Source organism: Neisseriaceae bacterium CLB008 (genome assembly GCA_041228285.1).
Lineage (GTDB): Bacteria > Pseudomonadota > Gammaproteobacteria > Burkholderiales > Neisseriaceae > JAGNPU01.
This window is the reverse complement of sequence record CP166133.1, coordinates 1086864-1105566: the sequence shown is the minus strand read 5'-3', so window position 1 is coordinate 1105566 and position 18703 is coordinate 1086864. Positions and strand designations below refer to the sequence as shown.

The 18703-nt window shown below is 50.2% G+C and carries 22 protein-coding genes; 10 read left to right on the top strand and 12 right to left on the bottom strand.

Annotation, left to right across the window (positions count from 1 at the left end; all coding sequences use genetic code 11):
• Positions 1–80: 80 nt before the first annotated feature.
• Both soxR and AB8Q18_05065 read left to right on the top strand, forming a co-directional pair.
• The gene (soxR, locus tag AB8Q18_05070; protein XDZ52426.1) at positions 81–542 is read left to right on the top strand and encodes a redox-sensitive transcriptional activator SoxR; all 462 of its coding nucleotides are present in this window, start codon (positions 81–83) and stop codon (positions 540–542) included.
• 395 nt (positions 543–937) lie between these two features.
• Positions 938–1132: a YqaE/Pmp3 family membrane protein gene (locus tag AB8Q18_05065; GenBank protein XDZ52902.1), complete on the top strand. Its 195-nt coding sequence runs from the start codon at positions 938–940 to the stop codon at positions 1130–1132.
• 902 nt (positions 1133–2034) lie between these two features.
• On the opposite strand, the gene AB8Q18_05060 is transcribed toward AB8Q18_05065, so the two are convergent.
• A complete protein-coding gene (locus AB8Q18_05060) occupies positions 2035–2988 on the bottom strand; it encodes a LysR substrate-binding domain-containing protein (GenBank protein ID XDZ52425.1) in 954 nt (317 codons plus the stop codon).
• A gap of 175 nt (positions 2989–3163) precedes the next feature.
• Between AB8Q18_05060 and AB8Q18_05055 the strand changes: the two genes are divergently transcribed.
• Positions 3164–3760: a nitroreductase family protein gene (locus AB8Q18_05055; protein ID XDZ52424.1), complete on the top strand. Its 597-nt coding sequence runs from the start codon at positions 3164–3166 to the stop codon at positions 3758–3760.
• Positions 3761–3814: 54 nt separating this feature from the next.
• Entirely contained in the window at positions 3815–4498 is a 684-nt protein-coding gene (locus AB8Q18_05050; protein ID XDZ52423.1) for a pirin family protein, read from the top strand.
• 33 nt (positions 4499–4531) lie between these two features.
• On the opposite strand, the gene AB8Q18_05045 is transcribed toward AB8Q18_05050, so the two are convergent.
• Positions 4532–5203, bottom strand: a complete 672-nt coding sequence (locus tag AB8Q18_05045) for a glutathione S-transferase family protein (GenBank protein ID XDZ52422.1) — start codon at positions 5201–5203, stop codon at positions 4532–4534.
• A gap of 150 nt (positions 5204–5353) precedes the next feature.
• On the bottom strand, positions 5354–6148 hold the full coding sequence (locus tag AB8Q18_05040; GenBank protein ID XDZ52421.1) for a class I SAM-dependent methyltransferase: 795 nt from the start codon (positions 6146–6148) through the stop codon (positions 5354–5356).
• A gap of 415 nt (positions 6149–6563) precedes the next feature.
• Here AB8Q18_05040 and AB8Q18_05035 point away from each other — a divergent pair, with 415 nt between their 5' ends.
• A complete protein-coding gene (locus AB8Q18_05035; protein ID XDZ52420.1) occupies positions 6564–7196 on the top strand; it encodes a TetR/AcrR family transcriptional regulator C-terminal domain-containing protein in 633 nt (210 codons plus the stop codon).
• A 39-nt stretch (positions 7197–7235) separates the two neighbouring features.
• Here the strand turns inward: AB8Q18_05035 and AB8Q18_05030 are convergent, their stop codons facing one another.
• The 6 genes from AB8Q18_05030 to AB8Q18_05005 form a co-directional block, all read right to left on the bottom strand.
• Positions 7236–8612 (bottom strand): amino acid permease, encoded by a 1377-nt coding sequence (locus AB8Q18_05030; protein ID XDZ52419.1) that lies wholly within the window; start codon positions 8610–8612, stop codon positions 7236–7238.
• 437 nt (positions 8613–9049) lie between these two features.
• The gene (locus AB8Q18_05025; protein XDZ52418.1) at positions 9050–10228 is read right to left on the bottom strand and encodes an MFS transporter; all 1179 of its coding nucleotides are present in this window, start codon (positions 10226–10228) and stop codon (positions 9050–9052) included.
• Between the two features lie 88 nt (positions 10229–10316).
• Positions 10317–10799, bottom strand: a complete 483-nt coding sequence (locus tag AB8Q18_05020) for a DUF2165 family protein (protein ID XDZ52417.1) — start codon at positions 10797–10799, stop codon at positions 10317–10319.
• A 54-nt stretch (positions 10800–10853) separates the two neighbouring features.
• Positions 10854–11522 carry an HAD family hydrolase gene (locus tag AB8Q18_05015; GenBank protein XDZ52416.1) on the bottom strand — a complete coding sequence of 223 codons (669 nt, stop codon included), beginning with the start codon at positions 11520–11522 and terminating at the stop codon, positions 10854–10856.
• An 8-nt stretch (positions 11523–11530) separates the two neighbouring features.
• Positions 11531–12280 carry an AfsA-related hotdog domain-containing protein gene (locus tag AB8Q18_05010; GenBank protein XDZ52415.1) on the bottom strand — a complete coding sequence of 250 codons (750 nt, stop codon included), beginning with the start codon at positions 12278–12280 and terminating at the stop codon, positions 11531–11533.
• Between the two features lie 46 nt (positions 12281–12326).
• Positions 12327–13007 (bottom strand): hypothetical protein, encoded by a 681-nt coding sequence (locus AB8Q18_05005; GenBank protein ID XDZ52414.1) that lies wholly within the window; start codon positions 13005–13007, stop codon positions 12327–12329.
• Positions 13008–13317: 310 nt separating this feature from the next.
• Here AB8Q18_05005 and AB8Q18_05000 point away from each other — a divergent pair, with 310 nt between their 5' ends.
• Positions 13318–13671, top strand: coding sequence for a MerR family transcriptional regulator (locus AB8Q18_05000; protein ID XDZ52413.1), 354 nt, complete (start codon positions 13318–13320; stop codon positions 13669–13671).
• Positions 13672–13693: 22 nt separating this feature from the next.
• On the opposite strand, the gene AB8Q18_04995 is transcribed toward AB8Q18_05000, so the two are convergent.
• Both AB8Q18_04995 and AB8Q18_04990 read right to left on the bottom strand, forming a co-directional pair.
• On the bottom strand, positions 13694–14545 hold the full coding sequence (locus AB8Q18_04995) for a DMT family transporter (protein XDZ52412.1): 852 nt from the start codon (positions 14543–14545) through the stop codon (positions 13694–13696).
• A 91-nt stretch (positions 14546–14636) separates the two neighbouring features.
• Positions 14637–15449: an AraC family transcriptional regulator gene (locus AB8Q18_04990; GenBank protein ID XDZ52411.1), complete on the bottom strand. Its 813-nt coding sequence runs from the start codon at positions 15447–15449 to the stop codon at positions 14637–14639.
• Positions 15450–15640: 191 nt separating this feature from the next.
• Here AB8Q18_04990 and AB8Q18_04985 point away from each other — a divergent pair, with 191 nt between their 5' ends.
• On the top strand, positions 15641–15985 hold the full coding sequence (locus AB8Q18_04985) for a hypothetical protein (GenBank protein XDZ52410.1): 345 nt from the start codon (positions 15641–15643) through the stop codon (positions 15983–15985).
• Here AB8Q18_04985 and AB8Q18_04980 read toward each other — a convergent pair.
• Positions 15974–16525 (bottom strand): GNAT family N-acetyltransferase, encoded by a 552-nt coding sequence (locus AB8Q18_04980; protein XDZ52409.1) that lies wholly within the window; start codon positions 16523–16525, stop codon positions 15974–15976. The two genes, AB8Q18_04985 and AB8Q18_04980, sit on opposite strands and share 12 nt — an antisense overlap.
• Positions 16526–16573: 48 nt before the next feature.
• Between AB8Q18_04980 and AB8Q18_04975 the strand changes: the two genes are divergently transcribed.
• The 3 genes from AB8Q18_04975 to arsB all read left to right on the top strand — a co-directional run bounded on the left by AB8Q18_04975 (position 16574) and on the right by arsB (position 18691).
• On the top strand, positions 16574–16876 hold the full coding sequence (locus AB8Q18_04975) for an ArsR/SmtB family transcription factor (protein ID XDZ52408.1): 303 nt from the start codon (positions 16574–16576) through the stop codon (positions 16874–16876).
• Positions 16877–16940: 64 nt separating this feature from the next.
• Entirely contained in the window at positions 16941–17657 is a 717-nt protein-coding gene (arsH, locus tag AB8Q18_04970; GenBank protein ID XDZ52407.1) for an arsenical resistance protein ArsH, read from the top strand.
• Positions 17654–18691, top strand: coding sequence for an ACR3 family arsenite efflux transporter (arsB, locus tag AB8Q18_04965; protein ID XDZ52406.1), 1038 nt, complete (start codon positions 17654–17656; stop codon positions 18689–18691). Before arsH ends, arsB begins: the two co-directional genes overlap by 4 nt.
• Positions 18692–18703 lie beyond the last annotated feature (12 nt).

Sequence of the window (18703 nt, the reverse complement as noted above, 5' to 3'; positions counted from 1 at the left end):
ATGGCCAAAGCGCACCACTTGACAGACACAGCGAAGCGGATTATAAAACCTCAAGTTAACCTGAGGTCAAGAGGATAAACATGCCATCCGAAAATGAACACGGTCGCGTACTGACCGTCGGCGAAGTCGCCAAGCGCAGCGGGGTGTCGGTTGCCACCCTGCATTTTTATGAAGAAAAAGGTTTGATTAAAAGTTGGCGCACCAGCGGCAATCAACGCCGCTATCCCGCCATCGTGCTGCGCCATATTGCCGTCATTAAAGTGGCGCAGCTCACGGGGATTTCACTAGAAGAAATTAAAGCCTCGTTTGGGGAAATCGGCCAAGACACCAAGCTCAGCGTGGATGATTGGACGGTGATCTCAACGCGCTGGCGCAGCAGCTTAAACCAGCGCATTGAGCGATTGATCCGCCTAAGAGACGGCCTAGATGGTTGTATTGGTTGTGGCTGCCTGTCGCAAAAAGATTGCCCCTTACGCAATCCAGACGACATCCTCGGCCAACAAGGCCCAGGGCCACAAATTTTGGAAGCCAGTAAAGACTGAGTCTAGGGCCAAGCGCTGAGCCCGATGTAGAGCGTCAATGCACCGAGTAAAATAAAAAACAGCGTCCACGCCCAAGGCTTCTCGGCGCTTGATGAGGGTTGATGTTTGGCCATCGCAGGGATTCCTAATGAACATGACTTGGCCCTCAACGATAGCGAATGAAGCTTAAGAAAACCTTAATAAATCAGCCACGGCTGGTGCATGGCCATCTAGGGCAGATAAAACGCAGCCTCCCTACCGCTCCCGATGCCTAAAGGCGCTGCCATTAACACACCATGTGAATCACACCACTATTATGGCCAAATCATGGCATCAACCCTTTAAATCCACTTAAAGGGCACTATTTACTAGGATAGATGTCAGACGTTTATGACTTTTCTAAAAGGACTTTAATGATGCGCTTACTGATTGCTTTAATTCTGCCCTGGCTAACCTTTTTCACCATCGGCCGCCCCATATCTGGCTTTATTTGTCTGATTTTACAAATCACCTTAATCGGCTGGCTACCCGCCGCCATTTGGGCGGTTTATGCCCTTAGCCAATACAAGACTGATCAAAAAATCGATCAAGCGTTACGCCAGCGGGGCTAAGTACTTAAAGCATCAGCCCCTGCATGGTCACGCTTGGGCCGATGCAGGGGCTAACGGTAAGCTTATGATCGGTGATGACGAAAATCATGGTTTTTAGTGTCGCTCCTCGATGCGTCATAATGGTAATCACGTTTACCGGTGGGCGTAGGGTGGTGCAAAGCGTAGCGTGCCCACCGTTTTAAATCATTAGTTTCAATGCTTCGGCTATTTCGCTATTACTTGGTCGTTTTGTTTCGCCCCTTGGGCGACGTCATTTCTTTTGGCCACCCAAAAGAAAGTATGTCGCCTACAGGCGAAAGGCAACCTTTAATCAATAACGAAATAACCGAAGCATTATGAAAACAAAAAGATGGTGGGCACGCTACGCTTTGCGCCACCCTACAAATGGCCCACAAGCCAGCCTTTGTCGCCAGTGGTAAAACATCCCCTAGCCGCCCCACAACACAGAATACCTGCTTAACATTGAAACCAGCGTGGGCCGCAGCCCTCCCTACGGCATTGAAACCGAATAAACCAGCCCATATTTATAAGCAAACTTAGCTATGGCTAGACTTACGACCAAATCAAGCTAATATCTATCTAAGCCCTTTAATTATATTAGGATTTCAATTCATATTAATTAAAATAATGAATTCGAACCATTCCTTATTCCCAGACTCTAACCATTAAATAATAAAAAGATCTTTAAAGTTAAACTCGGAATTATTGCCTATTTTTTAAGCATCGCAGCTCAGGCAAATACTAGTATTAAATCAGGTTCTCAAAAAGGTGACTTATCCCCAATTTCTGGGGATAACTTATGGTGTTTTCATGGCTATGGATGTTTTAGAAGTTTCAGCCAAAAAAGAAAAACATGAATCTTTACATTAAAAAATTAAATAGATTCACTTTTTGAATAAAACTCATAGACTCACCTGCGTGGCCAAATGAGCGGCTACGAGTCCGATATCCTGCTGAATAGACAGCTGAATTTCTTGTTCACACAAATCCAATAGCGTCCGTAAAATCGGCAGCATGCCCTTACGCGTTGGGTAAGCCGCTTGCAATACCCCGGCCTGAATCGAGGCATATTCAGGCATCACCTGCTGTAATGCCCCATTCTTGATTAAATCATGCACGTACATCAAGGGCAGCTGCACCACGCCTAGGCCGTCACACGCAGCTGAAACCAGCGCCGTCACGTCGTTAGCCATAAAGCCAGGAAAGAAGGCATGCTTGGTGACGCTGCCGTCGGCACCCACAAAATGCCAATAATGATGACGCTGCAACTCACCTAGCCCGAGGCTAGGCAGCGCGTCTAAAGCTGAAAGCGTCGTGATGGCCTCGTGCTTGGCCAACAACGCTGGTGCTGCCACCAATACCTGAGTCAACCCCGCTAAAGACTTCACCACCAAGCCTGAATCTGCAAACGGAGGCGTACGCACCCTGATGCTTAAGTCAAAATGCTCATCGATGACGTTGATGCGTCGATGCGTCATCTCCACATACAGCTGAACCTTGGGGTGGGCCAACATGAACTGATTGAAAATCGCCTGAAAAGGATGGTGCATCAATGCTGGCGGCACGCTAATGCGCAGAATGCCTTGGGCTTCACTTTGCCCTAACTGTAGAATACTTTGCGCTTCTTCAGCTTGGGCCAACATCGCCACGCAGCGCTCATAGAAAGCCTGACCCAGCTCTGTGACCTCAAAGCTTCGAGTCGAACGCTGAATCAAGCGCACCTGATGGCGCTCTTCCAATAGCGCCATACGGCGGCTGATTTTTGCCGTTGAAACATTGAGCGCACGCCCCGCCGCTGCAAAACTGCCGTGCCGGACCACTTCAACAAAATAATAAAAATCGGTTAAATCATCCATTGCTTCACCCTGAGCGCAGCGTCAAGCCCACCAAAAATGCAAAAGTGAATTGCTGATTTCGGCCTACTCAAAGCCACACTGACATCGTAAAATAAACCATCAACTATTTAATTTATAATCACTTAATCAATTCAGATTTGATTAAGTACCCATTTCACTGATTGAAAGGACGTTCATGACTGCTTTTATTCAAACCATTAAAAAACGCCGCTCTATTTATGCTTTAGGCAAAGACACCACGCTAGATGAGGCTCATATTGAGACGCTCATCATCAATGCCGTCGAAGAAACCCCTAGCGCTTTTAACTCACAGTCCTCACGCATTGTGATCTTATTTAATGAAGCCCACAATCGCCTCTGGGACCTAACTGAGCAGGTTTTGCGCGATCGCAATCGCGGCGCTGATTTTACCGCTACTGCCGATAAAATGACGATGTTTAAAGCAGCCAAAGGCACCGTCTTGTTTTTTGAAGACCAAGACGTTGTGGCCACCTTGCAAGCCCAGTTTCCATCCTATGCCGACAATTTCCCTACTTGGTCGGAACAGGCTTCTGGCATGGCCCAGCACTCAGTGTGGGTCGCTTTAAATGAGCAAAGCATTGGCGCCAGCCTACAGCACTACAACCCCTTAATCGACGCTGGCATCAGCACTGAATGGGCCATTCCTGCCTCTTGGCGCCTCAGAGCGCAAATGCCGTTTGGGTCGATCAAAGCAGAAGCCGCCGAAAAAACCTATATCGAAACCCAAAACCGATTCAAAGTCTTTAAATAATAATCAGTGGCTCCCGGCACAGCTTAAACCCGTAGCCATAAGAAAGGACACATTATGTTGATGATTCATCGCAACCCACAACGCGGCGCCGTCGATTTAGGCTGGCTGCAAAGCCAACACAGCTTTTCTTTCGGCAGCTGGTACAACCCCGATTACATGGGCGTTTCCGTTTTACGCGTGATCAATGAAGACCGCGTCAAGCCCCACACAGGCTTTGGCCGCCACGGCCATGACAATATGGAAATCCTCACCTATGTGCTGTCTGGGCGCCTCACCCACCAAGACAGCATGGGCAATAAAGGCTATATCAATGCAGGTGAATGGCAGCTAATGAGCGCCGGCAGCGGCGTCACCCACAGTGAAATGAACGATGCCGATGAGCCGGTGCATTTCTTGCAAATTTGGCTGTTTCCAAACGTTAAAAATGCCGAGCCGACCTACCAGCAAGCGTATGTCAACCCTTTTAAAACGCCCAATCAATGGCACAACATCGTCTCACCTGGCGCTGATAGCCCGCTACTCATCCGCCAAGATGCCTATGTGTCGGCGCTGGTGCTTGAGGCTGGAAAACACAGCCAAACCACGCCTAAATTGGGCACCAGCTACATTCACGTGATCAAAGGCCAGATTACTCTCAACGGTGAGCCTTTACACAGCGGCGACGCTGTAGCGCTTAACGGCCCTGCCGACATCAGCGCCAGCGAAGACAGCCACCTCATTTGGTTTGACATGCTGTAATACAAAACGCCAAGGCTAGGCCTTGGCGTTTTTTTATGCTGATGCTGATTTGGCCATGAGCTTGGCCATCAAGGCCTGCTCTTTTGCCAACATGGCCTGCAGCACGGGGCGCTCGCTTAAGCGCTTAAAATGCGCCGCCAAGGCCGGCCAGCGCTCGGCGTCAATCGTTTCGCCGGCATAGCCCAAGCTTACCCACTGAGTGGCCACGGCCAAATCAGCGACGCTTAACGTATTGTCTACTAAATAATCCTGTGTACCCAATACCTTGGTTAAATAGTCAAATAGCTGCGGCAGTTTGGCTAAAGCCGCATCCACCAAGGCTTCATCAACTGGCTTACCCATCATGGGCGACAGTACTCGCTGACTAAATAGGCTAAACGTAGCCGCCTGAGCCAGGGTTTCATCGGCATAACGCTCCAGCCAGCGCACTTGCGCCAAAGCCTGCGGCGTCGACGGATACAGGCTTAAGCCTTGTGGATATTGGTCGTGTAAATAGCCACAAATCACGGCGGAATCCGCCAAGCCAAAATCACCGTCCTGAATGGCGGGAATTTTCCCCAAGGGGCTGATCTCCAGATACCAATCTGGCTGCTGTACAAAAGGCATGATCACTTTATGCTCAAAATCCATCTCACGCTCTTGCACAAACCACAATACTTTACGAACAAAAGGCGACAGTGGCGCCCCGTATACTATTAAAGACATACCGTTCCTCTTTCTTTATCCAATGTCAGCCAGGCCTCTGCGGTCTAGCTTAATCCAGCATCATTAGACCACACTCTAACGCGGCTGGACAGACAACGTGAAGCTGGCTCATCAACCTAAGCCAGCTTCATGAGCATTGCCATGCTTCATTTAAGCAGGTTTAATCGCTTTGGTTGCCATAAAGGTGGGTAAATAATGATCTATGAGAAAGCGTGGCTGCGGTTGACTGTCTTCATAAAAATCAGCCAACAATAGCCCTGCATGCAGCTGGCCCGCAATCAAATCGGTTAGGCTGTGGCCAAACACCAAAGCCTCATGGCGCGCCTGTTTGGCCGTCAACTCGGATGCCGTCAAATCAGTGATGTCGGCATAAGGCAATGTGTATTTAGGCTTGATCACGCCATCAGCCATATATTGAGGATCACGATCGCCCACGTACACCACAGGATTATAGAAGCTGGCCAACAAGGCCCCACCAGGCTTGAGGACGCGCGCGCATTCCGCCCAAACCGGCAACACGCTCGGTACATAATGATTAGAGATGGGGTGAAACACCACATCAAAAGCAGCGTCGGCAAAACGGCTTAAGTCGGTCATATCGCCCTGCTCCGTACGCAAACTTAAGCCATCGCGCTGTGCCACCATCTGATCTTGCGCCAACTGCTCATCAGATAAATCAAACACCGTCACATTGGCTCCAGCCGCCGCCAACACTGGTGCTTGCTGCCCCCCAGCCGACGCCAAGCACAAAATATTCAACCCAGTCACGTCACCGAGCCAATGTGCGGGCAACGGCTGTGGCGTCAAGTGCACCTGCCACTGGCCCTGTTTCGCAGCCGCGATGACTTCGGCACTGACCGGACGAGACCATGGCTGCTGTGCCAGCGCCTGTTGATCCCAAGCCTGACGATTAAACGTTAAAAAATCAATTGAAGATGAGGACATAAAACCTCCTGACAAAACAAACTAAAATTTGATTTGTGCCATCCGCTCACGCAAAGCGCAAACAAGATCCAGATCGGTTCAGAAAACCGTAGACTAAATAGACGCAAAGACGCCATCAACCACATTAAGATGCAGGCACAAACCACCAAAAAGAAAGGCGTTGCCCTTAAAGCAACTTAAGCTAGGATGATCATGACGAAGGCGTCCTTTAATAAAAAGAAGAAATCATTCAGACAACGCCCAAGCGCGGCTTGGGCAGCAGTAAACATAATCAGTTTAAAATAAAACCACTTTCTTTGTCTAGACCCCATCCTTGCACGCCCAAGCATCAGCAGGGTTCCGTTATAATGTCTGGCAGACACGAGAGCCCTCTGTGGGTGGCCTCTTTGATTAAATCACGCTCGATTGGATGCCTATGTCACCGGCTCAAGAACGCATCATTGCCACTGCCTTAAACCTATTGGACACCGCTGGCCTAGAAGGCCTCAGTATGCGCAAACTGGCCCAGGTACTACACATTCAAGTACCCTCATTATATTGGCACTTTAAAAACAAAGAAGCTTTGCTTGAGGCAGTAGCCGACACGCTCCTAGCGCCTGTGGCCAGACAGATGCCGAACAATGCTACGTGGGTCGAGCAACTGGTACATATTGGTTCTGAAATCCGCCAAGCCTTGCTCAGCCGCCGCGACGGCGCCCGCTTTTTAGCCACCACCTACCCCATTTCCGAAAACGTCGCCCGGGTCACCACTCAGATGATCCATATTTTAAAAGAGGCGGGCGCCGACGAACAAACCGCCACGTGGAGCGTCATGTCCCTACTCTACTACATCATCGGTTTCACCATTGAAGAACAGGCCTTAAGCAGTAAGAACCTCAGCAAGAAACAGCACGACGACGCGATTCAAGCCATCTTTCAAAAATACCCCCTAGGCACCGCCATCATCTCCCAAATTCAAACCGGCAATATGGATGAATGGTTTGATTTTGGCCTGCGCCTGCCTCTGGATGCCCTCACCTTACGGCTAGCTCAAACAAAAACCCCCTGACGCCGCAGAGGGACGTCAGGGGGTCATTCAGTTGATCGCTTACTGGTGATTCTTACGGTAGAACAAATAAGAAATCGCCAACAGCACAAACCAGATCGGTGTATACAACATACCGGTTAAGGTGTCTGACTCTTGACTAAACAAGTACAGGACGAAGGCAAAGAAAGCCAAAATAAACCAGCACATCGGCACGCCAAAAGGCATCTTGAAGTTAGAAGCCTGGTGTACATCAGGACGAACCTTACGGTATTTCATGTAAGCCACAATGATGGTCGCCCACACGAAAATAAAGCAAATACTGGAAATCGTGGTCACAATCGTGAACACGTGCATGATGTTGCCGTCTTGGTATAACAAAAACACGCCAACCAATAAACACGCACATGAATACAATAAACCATTGCTTGGCACACCGCGCGATGACAATAGGCCAAACACGCCAGGGGCACTCTTGGCACGAGACAAACCAAACAGCATACGGCCGGTAGAGAACATCCCGCTGTTGGCCGATGACAAGGCTGAGCTCAACACCACAAAGTTAATCAAGCTCGCGGCAATGGGGATGCCGATCAAGACAAACATTTCCACGAATGGGCTGCGGTCAGGTGAAATCTCAGTCCAAGGCGTCACCGTCATGATCACGGCTAAGGCCAATAGGTAAAACGCAATGATACGTACTGGGATTTTGTTGATGGCCTTAGGTAAGTTTACGTGAGGATTTTCGGTTTCTGCCGAAGCCGTCCCCACTAGCTCAATGCCGACAAAGGCAAAAATGGCAATTTGGAAGGCTGCAAAGAACCCGGTAAAGCCATTCGGCATGATGCCGCCATGAATCCATAGGTTAGAGATTTTCGCCTCATGACCAGCTGAACTCACAAAACCCGTGGCCAACAGATAAATACCAATCGCAATCAAGGCAAAAATCGCCACAATTTTGATCAAGGCAAACCAAAACTCTACCTCACCAAACAGCTTGGCAGACAATAGGTTAAAGCCTAACAAAAAGCCGATACACAAGACGCCAGGCAACCATAACGGCACGTCTGGCCACCAAAACTGGGTGTAGCCCGTGATGGCCACAATATCGGCCACCCCAATCACCACCCAACAAAACCAGTAGGTCCAGCCCACAAAGAAGCCTGGAATAGGACCCAATAGATCATGTGTAAAGTCAACAAACGATTTATATTTCAGATTCGACAGCAATAGTTCGCCCATTGCCCTCATGGTGAAAAACAAGAAAAAACCAATGATGATGTAGGTAAACAATAGTGATGGCCCAGCCAGACTAATCGTTTTACCCGAACCCATAAATAAACCCGTACCAATGGCACCGCCAATGGCAATTAGCTGCAGGTGTCGGTTCTTAAGTGACCGATGTAGACCGCTGCCTTCATCATGCTCCATGTGACTCATAAAATCCCTTTCTCTATTACTGCTATTTATTATTTGATTTGTTTTTTCTTTTAAAACATAGTCTTATAAAAAATGCCTTAATTTTCAAAAAAACTGGGCAATGTTAAATGAATCTTTCACATAAATCTAATAATAAAGCGAGAATATCGGCATCTTTTGTAATTATTACCAAAATAACCACTATTTGTAATAAAGACTGATTTAAGTCATGGTCAGATCTTGGCCAGATGGTTTAAGGCAATAAGTAAAAATCGGCAGCATCGTAAGCGGTACTGCCGATTTCGGGTATAGCCTCTCTTTAGGGCCAAACATGCAACCCTTCACCCACGATGACAGAAGGCACAACGCGCACCTTATTTAAGGTAATTTGACCTTCGCTATGGCTGAGAAATAGTGGCTAGGCTTTGCTTTGCTCACCCCATCTAATGGCCCTGGCATTAGCGCCCAGAACCACGATACAGCAGCACGGCCGCAGCCAAGAACCCCAACATCAATACGCCAAACACCCACTCAATCGGCCACACATTAGGCAAGTAAGCGCCTAAGCTGGTGCCAATAAACAATAAAAATGCATACATCGACACAGCGCTGCCTTGTACATTAGAAAGCCTTTCCGTCTGAATACTCTGCGCCTGCTGCCCTACCGTCGCAATCAAACAGGGCAAACAATAAGCCAGCGCCGCGACATACACAAAGTGTCCCAACAACAGCCCCGATGGCCATAGCATCTGTACCGACACATACTGAAACGGCAAGCTCAGCATCATGACCACAATCGATCCAATCAACACCCGTTCGGCGCCAATGCGCCGAATCAACCACACACTGTTCAGCGTCAACAACATGGCTGGCAACGCAATACTGCGTACCAGCCCTATGCTGAGCCCCATCTGGCTCAATCCTGTGTCACGATGCTGAGTCAGCCAAACGTAAATCACCACAAACGTCCACAGCAACAACAGCGATGTCAGATATAAAGCCCTTAACTTAGGGTGAACCAACAAGGTCGGCAATGATTTGATTAAATCACTGATTCTAGGTGGCTCTTTCGGCCGCCTGAGCGGTGCAGGCAAGCGCCCTATCACCACCAGCGCCAAGGCATAGCAGCCTGCAAACACCCACATCAACGTCTTCAAATCATCAATGATCAACCATGCCCCCATGCTTTGGCCCAACACGCCTGCAAGCAAAAAAGCACAGCTCAAATAGGCAATCACGCTTAAGCGCTGAGGCAAGGCCACATTTTCGGCCAGCCAGACCATGATGACGGGCGCGAACGTGGCCGCAAAAAAGCCCTGAGCCCCGCGTAAAACCAATAAGCTCTGCCAAGATTCAACCCAGGTTTGCAACAGAGTCAGCCACAATAAGCAGCTCATACCGAGCATCAACACGCGCCGACGACCATACCGATCCGACAGCACGCCCCATACCAACATCCCGCTGGCGTAGCCTATAGAAAAAATCGTACTCAAGCCGCTGGCCTGCCCTTCACTCACCCCTAAAGAACCAGCCAATAAAGCCGTGACCGGCAACAAAACATACAGCTGCGACACCACGGCCAGCGCAATCAGGGGCAACAGTCCCAATAAGTACGGTGATGGCGATTGTGTTTTCATCATTCATCCTTTAACGGCTACGATTAAAAAACCTCTGCCAGCAGTTCCTAAACAAGCCACAGTCTGACCACAGCCCAGCGCGGTGGCATTAAACCGTACGCGGCTGTACATTAAACAAAATGGCCAAGCCCAAACTGCTGAGCAAAATTAACAAATGCACCACCTGAGGCCCGCCAAAATGAAGCCAATAGCCAAAATACAGGCCCATCAGCATCAAACCAACACCCTGTAAACACATCAGGGCAATACCCAGATTAGCCGCGGCTAGAGCCTGCGCACTGGCGCTGCGCCGAACGTTGTGCCACACCGCTCGCCACAGCAGCATCACCAGACACAGCTGATAGGCAATTACCAGCTTAAGCGCCACCTCGGCAAATGCTTGCGGTTGAGCCACGGCACGCCACAAAAGGCCATTACCAAAGGCAGGATCAGCGCGCAGACCTTCCATGCTGACCACAGCCGCAATCAGCGCGGTGTTGGTGCCAGGATCAGTCAAATTATTAATCAAAATCAAACTAAACCAGAGCGTCAGCAGCAGTAAGGCTGTCGTTCTTAAATGATTAAGGCTCATGGTGGCTCCTGTCGTTGATGCTGTCTTCTCCTCGCCGCCAGACAGCCCTCTTATTCACGTCAACACCTCAACCCCATGCTGGCTAGCCCACGCCAGCATGGCCTCTTGTGCGTTCACCACATAGGGGTGGCCAACGGCCTCCAGCATGGGCACATCGGTAATGTGATCCCCATAGGCGTAGCAGGTGCTCGCACATAAGCGATGCCGGCGCATATAATCGATGACCACCTGAGCCTTGCCGACGCCTATGGTTTGCACCCCCTCAATCAAGCCCGACAATACGCCTTGCTCATCGCTTTCAAGACACACGCCCAGCGTCGCGTTCACCCCTAAAAATGCCGCCAAAGGCGCCAAGATTTCTTGACAAGCGCCCGACACCAACACCACTTGATGCCCTTGAGCCTGATGCCAATGTAGCCGCATCAACGCTGGCGCTAAATAATTTTGTGGCTGATTAATGCCTTTAAACCACTCGGCCGCCAAGGCCGCGACATCCGCTCGTTGCCATCCTTGATACAGAGCATAATATTGATGATTAACCTGTGCTCGCGTCGTCGTTCTGGCCTCGTTTTGCAAGGCAATTAAAGCCATGTGGTAATCTTGGGCACCCGTTTGTGGGTATTGGTGGGCGTAGGCATAACGTAAAAACGAAAACATGCTTTTTAAATTCAGCAGCGTTTCATCAACGTCAAAAAAAGCGGCCGCATGGTTTAAAGTTTTCATCGCTGCCCTCACCGATCGAATACACCCGTTGCCGTGGCTAGCGCGGGTGCATGAGCCTGACGCTGTCGTGCCGAAATGGCTAAACCCTGCTCCTTATTCAGCAAACGAGTGGCTTCATACACGCTGTATTGAACCTGTATGCGTGTGCATAGGCTGCCGTTTTGCCAAAACTGAATATCGGCCTCATAGCCGTGTTTATGGTCCCATTGGTGCTGCCCCGTCAGCTGAAACAAGATGCCGCAATACATGGGAAACACAAAGGCCTCATAGGTCACTTCCAAGCGCTCGAGGATGAAGTAATACTGAATATTTTTCGCCAATAAATGGCATTCCGTTACCGCCAAAAATGCCTGGCGTGCCGCCTCGATCAAGACCATGCCCTGCACATGAAAGCCCGACAAATGGTCCAACATCAGCTCATTAGCATCGTCCACCACTAGGTTCATTTCAAATTGCGCTGACGCCAGCGCCCGCGGCGGCGAGATCAACACGTTACACTGCTGCGTTTTATGCACCCAAAGCCGATCCAAGGGCTCATGGTGAGCTGGGTAAGTCAGCTGATCTGACTTACCCAACGCTGAAAACCCTTGTCTCAACCTATTTAAAGCCTCAGGATTGATGCCTTGGCAAACTTCATAAGCCTCCTCTTGTATGGTTTCTTCCTGTAATGCCGCCAAAAGTTCGCTAAGCGTCACCCCGTCGACAACGTGTGCATAGTGCTTGAATCTATCCCCAAAAACTGCTCTTTTCATGTTCATTGCATGATTCCTTTTTATCTTTATCGTGATGAATCCAGCCGCCCAGCTATAATTGCGCCACTAGCCAACTATCGTGTAACCATTTTTCTGTTTGCCGCCCTCCTACTGTGAAGTTCCAATTAATGTCCCGCTCAAAAATCATCACGCTGCCATCGGCCGCGGCGATGACCCAAAAATACAGGCCTGTTTGCCGATCGCGCGCTTTGACCTTCATGCCCGTTAAGGTTTGCGTGACGCCGGCGGCGTTCAATACGGGCTCATCGTGCAAATCCACCCACTGCACATCCATATTCGGCAATAGGTCAGGGGCGTATTCCGCCAAGAATCGCTGCGCAATGGTTTCTGTTTCAGCCTTGGTTAAAGTCACCGCAGCGATTAAATCAGGGTTGATCCGTGAAAATCCCTTTAAACGCCCAGAATCACTCACCACGGCACTGAAATGAGCGCCTTCTAAACGTATTTGGGCGGGATCCGGTTGATAGCGATAAATCTGAACAGGGTCGTTGTCCATTCGTCCAGAGCTTGACCAAGTAGGCAAATAGCCTTCCTCTTTCAAGGCCAAAGCCTGCTTAAGCGGTGCTACTGCTAAAAATGCCTCATCCGTCACCGTTGTCATTTCCGTATCTCCTCTGGCCCGAGCAGGCGCCATGGTCAAAATCAATATGGCCACCATCGTCATGCTGGCAACGGCCGCCTTGGCATAAAATCCCATCTTGAGCTGCCTCATTACCTACCCTCCCTAAAGATTAAGCGTCTGTGCAGAAAGCTGACCTTAGCCCAGGCATTAAAAATAAAAATCAAGCTATTGTTTTAAATACATATATAAGGCCATTTAAAAACAATGATTGTCGTCACAAACCAATCATCGCCACTTTCTCACCCTGAAAATAAAATGTCAAACAAATAATCAATAAGCATTAAAATAACGCATTAAACACGACCAAAAATGACAAATCATTACAAAATAAGGCGCTAAAATAATACGGCCTCAAAAAATAAGGCTACAATAAAACGTGAACATCATAAAAAGGATTAGCATGAATAAGCCAACAGACAATGAGCCCGCTGCCTCAGCCACGCCACCGCTCACCCCGGCTGGCTATGAAGGCTTTTTAAGCAGCATCATCGTTGGGGCCGCGGAGGTCGCCAAAATCACCGGCATTGAAGCCCGAAAACTACGCTATTGGCAGGAAAAAGGCGTGATTCAAGCGCATGAACACTCAGGGAGCGTCAAGCAATATGATTTAAAAACCGTGAAGAAAATTATTTTGATTCAAGAATTAATAGACGATGGCTACACATTAGATGGTGCAGCCACCAAGGTGAATCAGCGTTTAGCCAAGATTAATGATGTATTAGAGCTTATTTCGCTGCACATTCATCGCCCCTGACCTGAACACCCTAAGCGCGGCCCTATTTCGATGAGGTGACAAACACCATAAAAATACCCAACAAAACCGCAGCAATGCCGGCCAAGCTGGTGAGCGTGAGCGTATTGCCTAAAAATAGATAGTCCATACCCACGGTGACACAAGGCACGAGATAAAATAGGCTGGTGGTGTTCACCAAGCTTTTGGCGCTGATTAAATAATAAAATAACAGCTGCGCCAGCACCGAAATCACGACGCCAAGCCAACCCACGGTGACAAAGAACGTCATGCTGGGCACAAACAGCACGCCTTTCACCATCATGATGGCCACAAACACCAGCAAACTCACGCCATACTGGGCCAGCAGCGTGGCGACTAGGTCTTGGCGCTGCTGTTTTTGCATCACCGCACCCGACGTGATACAGCCCAAAGCGGCTAAGGCGCACAATAAGCCCCACACCGTCACCTGAGCCTGCAGCAAGCCTTGCCACACCAGCAGCACTAGGCCCATGAACGCCAGCAGTAGGCCGATCAGTTTACGCGTTTGGGCCTGACGCTCCAGCACCAACAGCGTTACAATCGGTTGCACGCCCAAAATCGTGGCCAAGATGCTGGGCGTGGTGCCCGCCTCCAGCGCCAAAAAATAAAACGCGCAATAACCGGCCACTAAAAGCAGGCCCGCCCTTAAGGTCTGCCGCCAGGCAACCTGAGGCCATAGGCGCTGACGCCGCACGCACTGGATCAGCAGCAACACGCCCACGGCGAGGGCAAAACGAAAGACCAAGACGGTAAATGCATTGCCTTCATTTAAGGCCATGCGTGAAAAAATAGCCGCGCTGCCCCACAGCAGCACAAATAAACCCGTGTACACCAACGATTTTTGCAGTCCAAACATCGACACTAACCTTTTAACGTCATCGAAAGCATCAGTATAGTGTGGCTCAAAAGCGGCGTATTGTACCTGCTTGCGCTGGCGGCATCAGCGCCTAAACCCACACCTGCTTTTGATACCGCCCGGGGGTTAGGCCGTAGCGCCGCGCAAACGCGCGCGTAAGATGGGCTTGATCGGTGAGGCCCACACTGGCCGCCACCTGCGCTGCCGGCAGGCCCTGACCCAAGAGTCGCTTCGCCTCATTCAGCCGAATCGCCATCAGCATTTGCTGCGGACTCACGTGGTGCTGGGCCTTATACAGGCGTTGAAAATGATAGGGACTCAGCCCCACTAAAGAGGCTAAATCGTTCAGCGTGATGGTCGAAGCAAACGCACTGCGTAAATAGTCATTCACCTCGATAAATCGATGCGCCCCTTCTGACTTAGGTGCGCAGCCCGTACTCAAGTGCGGCTGCAGCAGCTCAGTCACGCCCAGCAGCATGGCATCGATGCTTAAGGCATCTTGGCTATGCCATAAACCCGCCAGCAATTGTGACAGCCGTTGCGCCGCCGAATGATCTTGCTGCAACACATTTTTAAACCAATGATCACGCCCACCGGTTAAGGTGGCCAAAGCCTCGGCATCGATGTACAACATGCAATAACACCAGCCCGCTTCGGTTTCAGCTTCTCCGGTATGCACCGCATCTGGGTTCATCAACACCAATGAGCCTTGGCCGGCCAAATGATTTTGGCCGCCGTGGCGAAAGCGCTGCACCCCTTGCTCAATGGTGCCAATGCCAAACGTGTGATGGGTGTGCGGCTCAAACGAGCGCTCATTCACGTGGGCATGATAAAGCTCCACGCCCGGCAGCTGCGGTAGGTGTTTAAAGCGGGCCTGATTGGCCTGATAGCGAAAAGGCAACATATTAAAGGTTATTTGAAATGGTTCACACAATGAAGGGGCTAAACCCATGATGACGGCCGGCAGTTACGATGCTGCCTAGATGGCCATCTTCTTAGCCACTGCAAACAAAGATGGCACAAGCCTAACTCATCATGGACATTGAATCTCTACAGCCATGATATCATTGAGGCTCATTGATGATAAAGCCCCCCATGACGCCACTGAACCAATATCTATTGGCTATTTTAGGCCAAACCAGCACCGTGACCCTCGTCGACCAGAGCCATAGCCGTGAACAACAGACGGCGCCAGATGGCCTGATTCACACGCGCCAAAGCCACTATCGGTTTCATGACGGCGCGGTGATACAAGAAGAGCGAGAAGACTTTTACCCCAGTACCGACGCTCCTCATTCCAGAGCCGCCTCCTGCCCTCCCTGCGAGCTAGCCTATCAAGTCATAGCGCATGGCCACACCATGGTCACACCAGCCTATAAGCGCTTTCGCAACGAATGTCAGCGCAGCTTTTGGATTGAGGCTTTTCACCTACCAACGTAGCGACAGCATGTGCTGCGGCCCACTAGGCCCCATGCGGCTTTGTCCCGTGTCGACAAAGCCGTGGTTTAGGTACAGCCGATAGGCCAAATGATTATGCTGATTCACGCCTAAAACGATTTCACGACAGCTAGGCAAATAGCGCGCGCAATAGTCTGGTAGTTCCTGCATGACTTGATGCCCCAGGCCTTGGCCTTGATGCTTGGGATTAATGGACAAAGACCTCAACAGCAAAGCATCGGCGCGATCGCTGAATAAAGCACGATCGGGCCCTGCATCTAAAATAAAAAAGCCCACCGCTTCGGCCTCGTGCCACAGCGTGACGCCGTGGCGCGAAGGCTGGGCTAATTTATCCTCTATAACGATGGCCTGATAAGGGCTACGCGAATAGGCGTCTTGATCTTTATCTAATTGATAGCTGCTTAATTCGGTTAAATCTGCTGCTTGGTAAGGACGCAAGCCGTTCATGATGACCTCTTTATTCACAATCAATGAGATAAAATAGTGTACCGCATCTGCTCGGCAGACCCAAATCCCATCCATTATTTCAATCATTGTTGAAATGAAAAAGTAAGACTGTTATCATGAGTCATGGACACACTGACCGCCACCACCGTTTTTGAATCACTCGCCTCGGGTACACGCCTAGACGTTTTTAAATGTTTGATCCGTAAAGGACCAGAGGGCATGGTGGCGGGTGACATTGCGACGGCTTTAGACATTTCGGCCAGTAATCTTTCTTTCCATCTAAAAGACATGGTGCATAAAGGCTTAATCAACGTCACGCCTGAAGGCCGCTTTTTGCGCTACCGAGCCAACCTCACCCTCATGCACGACCTGGTTGATTTTCTGCTGGCAGAATGCTGCATCGACAGCCCACAAAAGCGCTGCTGAATCTTGGCGGCTTTTTTTAACCATCATTTCAATATTCGTTGAATTATCATAATAAGGATTCGCCATGCATGACCCTTATCTTGCTCATGCCGATGATCTACGGGATCACTTCACCCAACCAGCCGTACAGCCTAATCATCCGCCCAGAATTCTGCTTTTATATGGCTCGCTCCGGCCGCAATCCTATAGCCGCAAAGCAGTCGAAGAAGCCGCCCGCGTGCTCACCGAGCTTGGGGCTGAAACACGTATTTTCAATCCAGAAGGCCTACCGGCGGTCTCAGAGACCGACCACAACCACCCCAAGGTGCAGGCCTTAAAAGCCCTTTCACAATGGTCGGAAGGACAGGTGTGGTGCAGTCCAGAACGTCATGGCACGCTCACTGCTGTGTTTAAAAATCAGCTAGACTGGCTGCCGCTTAGCGATGGCAGCATTCGGCCGACTCAAGGGCGCACCCTTGCCGTGATGCAGGTCAGTGGCGGTTCACAATCGTTTAATACGGTGAATGCTTTACGGCTCTTGGGTCGATGGCTGCGGATGATCACCATTCCCAACCAGTCTTCAATCGCTAAAGCTTATCAAGAATTCGATGATACAGGCCGGATGCACCCCTCAGCCTATCGAGATCGCTTGGTAGATGTCATGGAAGAGCTGGTTAAATTCACGCTCTTGACCCGCCCTCATGCGGCTTTTTTGGTTGACCGCTATTCAGAACGCAAACAACACAATAATGTCGCCTATACCGCCATGGCTACCGACCTCACCGCCAAGGAAACCTTATGACTCAAGCCTCCCCTCGCCGATTATCGGTTTTAGACCGCTACCTGACTCTGTGGATTTTTGGCGCCATGGCTGCCGGCATCATGCTCAGCCTCATCTGGCCCAGCTTGCCCCAACACATGGCCGAGCTAAACCTCGGCGACACCAATATTCCTATTGCCCTAGGGCTCATCATCATGATGTACCCTCCGCTGGCTAAGGTGGACTACGCCAGCCTACCCAAGGTATTTGCTGATAAGCAGATGCTCGCCCTATCACTGCTACAAAACTGGATCATCGGCCCCTTATTGATGTTTGTCTTGGCCGTGCTGTTTTTACGCCATCATCCAGCCTATATGACTGGGGTGATTTTAATTGGACTGTCGCGCTGCATCGCCATGGTGTTGGTGTGGAACCAGCTAGCCGAGGGCGACAACCAATATGTGGCGGCCTTAGTCGCGCTGAACTCACTGTGCCAAATCGTGTTTTTCAGCGGTTTTGCGTGGTTTTACCTCAGCTATTTGCCTGGGCTATTGGGCTTATCCCAAAGCGTACTCGACGTGGGCTTTGGGACCATTTTACAGGCGGTCTTAATCTATTTAGGCATCCCCTTTTCGGCTGGGTTTTTAACCCGCAGTCTCATGCTGCGCTGGCGAGGTCAAGAATGGTATGCACGCTCCTTCTTACCACGCATTAGCCCACTGACGCTGGTGGCGCTGCTGTTCACAATCGTGGCCATGTTTAGCCTAAAAGGCCGTGAAGTCGTCCAACTGCCTTTTGATGCGCTCTTAATTGCGGCTCCGCTCACGCTGTATTTCCTCATTATGTTTGGCATCAGCTTTTACATGGGTAAGCGAGCGCGGCGAGGCTACCCTCAAGTCACAGCAATGGCCTTCACCGCCGCGAGCAATAATTTCGAGTTAGCCATTGCCGTCGCCATTGTGGCCTACGGACTCGCCTCTCCAGTCGCCTTTGCTGCCGTGATTGGGCCTTTGGTTGAGGTGCCCATACTGGTGGCCTTGGTCGGCGTAGCCCTATGGTTAAAAAAACGGTGGTAGCCCGCCGAAACA

Excerpts from the sequence above, each read along its gene's own strand:
- soxR (XDZ52426.1), top strand. The coding sequence starts at position 81 with ATGCCATCCGAAAATGAACACGGTCGCGTACTGACCGTCGGCGAAGTC.
- AB8Q18_05065 (XDZ52902.1), top strand. The coding sequence starts at position 938 with ATGCGCTTACTGATTGCTTTAATTCTGCCCTGGCTAACCTTTTTCACC.
- AB8Q18_05060 (XDZ52425.1), bottom strand. The coding sequence starts at position 2,988 with ATGGATGATTTAACCGATTTTTATTATTTTGTTGAAGTGGTCCGGCAC.
- AB8Q18_05055 (XDZ52424.1), top strand. The coding sequence starts at position 3,164 with ATGACTGCTTTTATTCAAACCATTAAAAAACGCCGCTCTATTTATGCT.
- AB8Q18_05050 (XDZ52423.1), top strand. The coding sequence starts at position 3,815 with ATGTTGATGATTCATCGCAACCCACAACGCGGCGCCGTCGATTTAGGC.
- AB8Q18_05045 (XDZ52422.1), bottom strand. The coding sequence starts at position 5,203 with ATGTCTTTAATAGTATACGGGGCGCCACTGTCGCCTTTTGTTCGTAAA.
- AB8Q18_05040 (XDZ52421.1), bottom strand. The coding sequence starts at position 6,148 with ATGTCCTCATCTTCAATTGATTTTTTAACGTTTAATCGTCAGGCTTGG.
- AB8Q18_05035 (XDZ52420.1), top strand. The coding sequence starts at position 6,564 with ATGTCACCGGCTCAAGAACGCATCATTGCCACTGCCTTAAACCTATTG.
- AB8Q18_05030 (XDZ52419.1), bottom strand. The coding sequence starts at position 8,612 with ATGAGTCACATGGAGCATGATGAAGGCAGCGGTCTACATCGGTCACTT.
- AB8Q18_05025 (XDZ52418.1), bottom strand. The coding sequence starts at position 10,228 with ATGAAAACACAATCGCCATCACCGTACTTATTGGGACTGTTGCCCCTG.
- AB8Q18_05020 (XDZ52417.1), bottom strand. The coding sequence starts at position 10,799 with ATGAGCCTTAATCATTTAAGAACGACAGCCTTACTGCTGCTGACGCTC.
- AB8Q18_05015 (XDZ52416.1), bottom strand. The coding sequence starts at position 11,522 with ATGAAAACTTTAAACCATGCGGCCGCTTTTTTTGACGTTGATGAAACG.
- AB8Q18_05010 (XDZ52415.1), bottom strand. The coding sequence starts at position 12,280 with ATGAACATGAAAAGAGCAGTTTTTGGGGATAGATTCAAGCACTATGCA.
- AB8Q18_05005 (XDZ52414.1), bottom strand. The coding sequence starts at position 13,007 with ATGAGGCAGCTCAAGATGGGATTTTATGCCAAGGCGGCCGTTGCCAGC.
- AB8Q18_05000 (XDZ52413.1), top strand. The coding sequence starts at position 13,318 with ATGAATAAGCCAACAGACAATGAGCCCGCTGCCTCAGCCACGCCACCG.
- AB8Q18_04995 (XDZ52412.1), bottom strand. The coding sequence starts at position 14,545 with ATGTTTGGACTGCAAAAATCGTTGGTGTACACGGGTTTATTTGTGCTG.
- AB8Q18_04990 (XDZ52411.1), bottom strand. The coding sequence starts at position 15,449 with ATGTTGCCTTTTCGCTATCAGGCCAATCAGGCCCGCTTTAAACACCTA.
- AB8Q18_04985 (XDZ52410.1), top strand. The coding sequence starts at position 15,641 with ATGACGCCACTGAACCAATATCTATTGGCTATTTTAGGCCAAACCAGC.
- AB8Q18_04980 (XDZ52409.1), bottom strand. The coding sequence starts at position 16,525 with ATGGATGGGATTTGGGTCTGCCGAGCAGATGCGGTACACTATTTTATC.
- AB8Q18_04975 (XDZ52408.1), top strand. The coding sequence starts at position 16,574 with ATGGACACACTGACCGCCACCACCGTTTTTGAATCACTCGCCTCGGGT.
- arsH (XDZ52407.1), top strand. The coding sequence starts at position 16,941 with ATGCATGACCCTTATCTTGCTCATGCCGATGATCTACGGGATCACTTC.
- arsB (XDZ52406.1), top strand. The coding sequence starts at position 17,654 with ATGACTCAAGCCTCCCCTCGCCGATTATCGGTTTTAGACCGCTACCTG.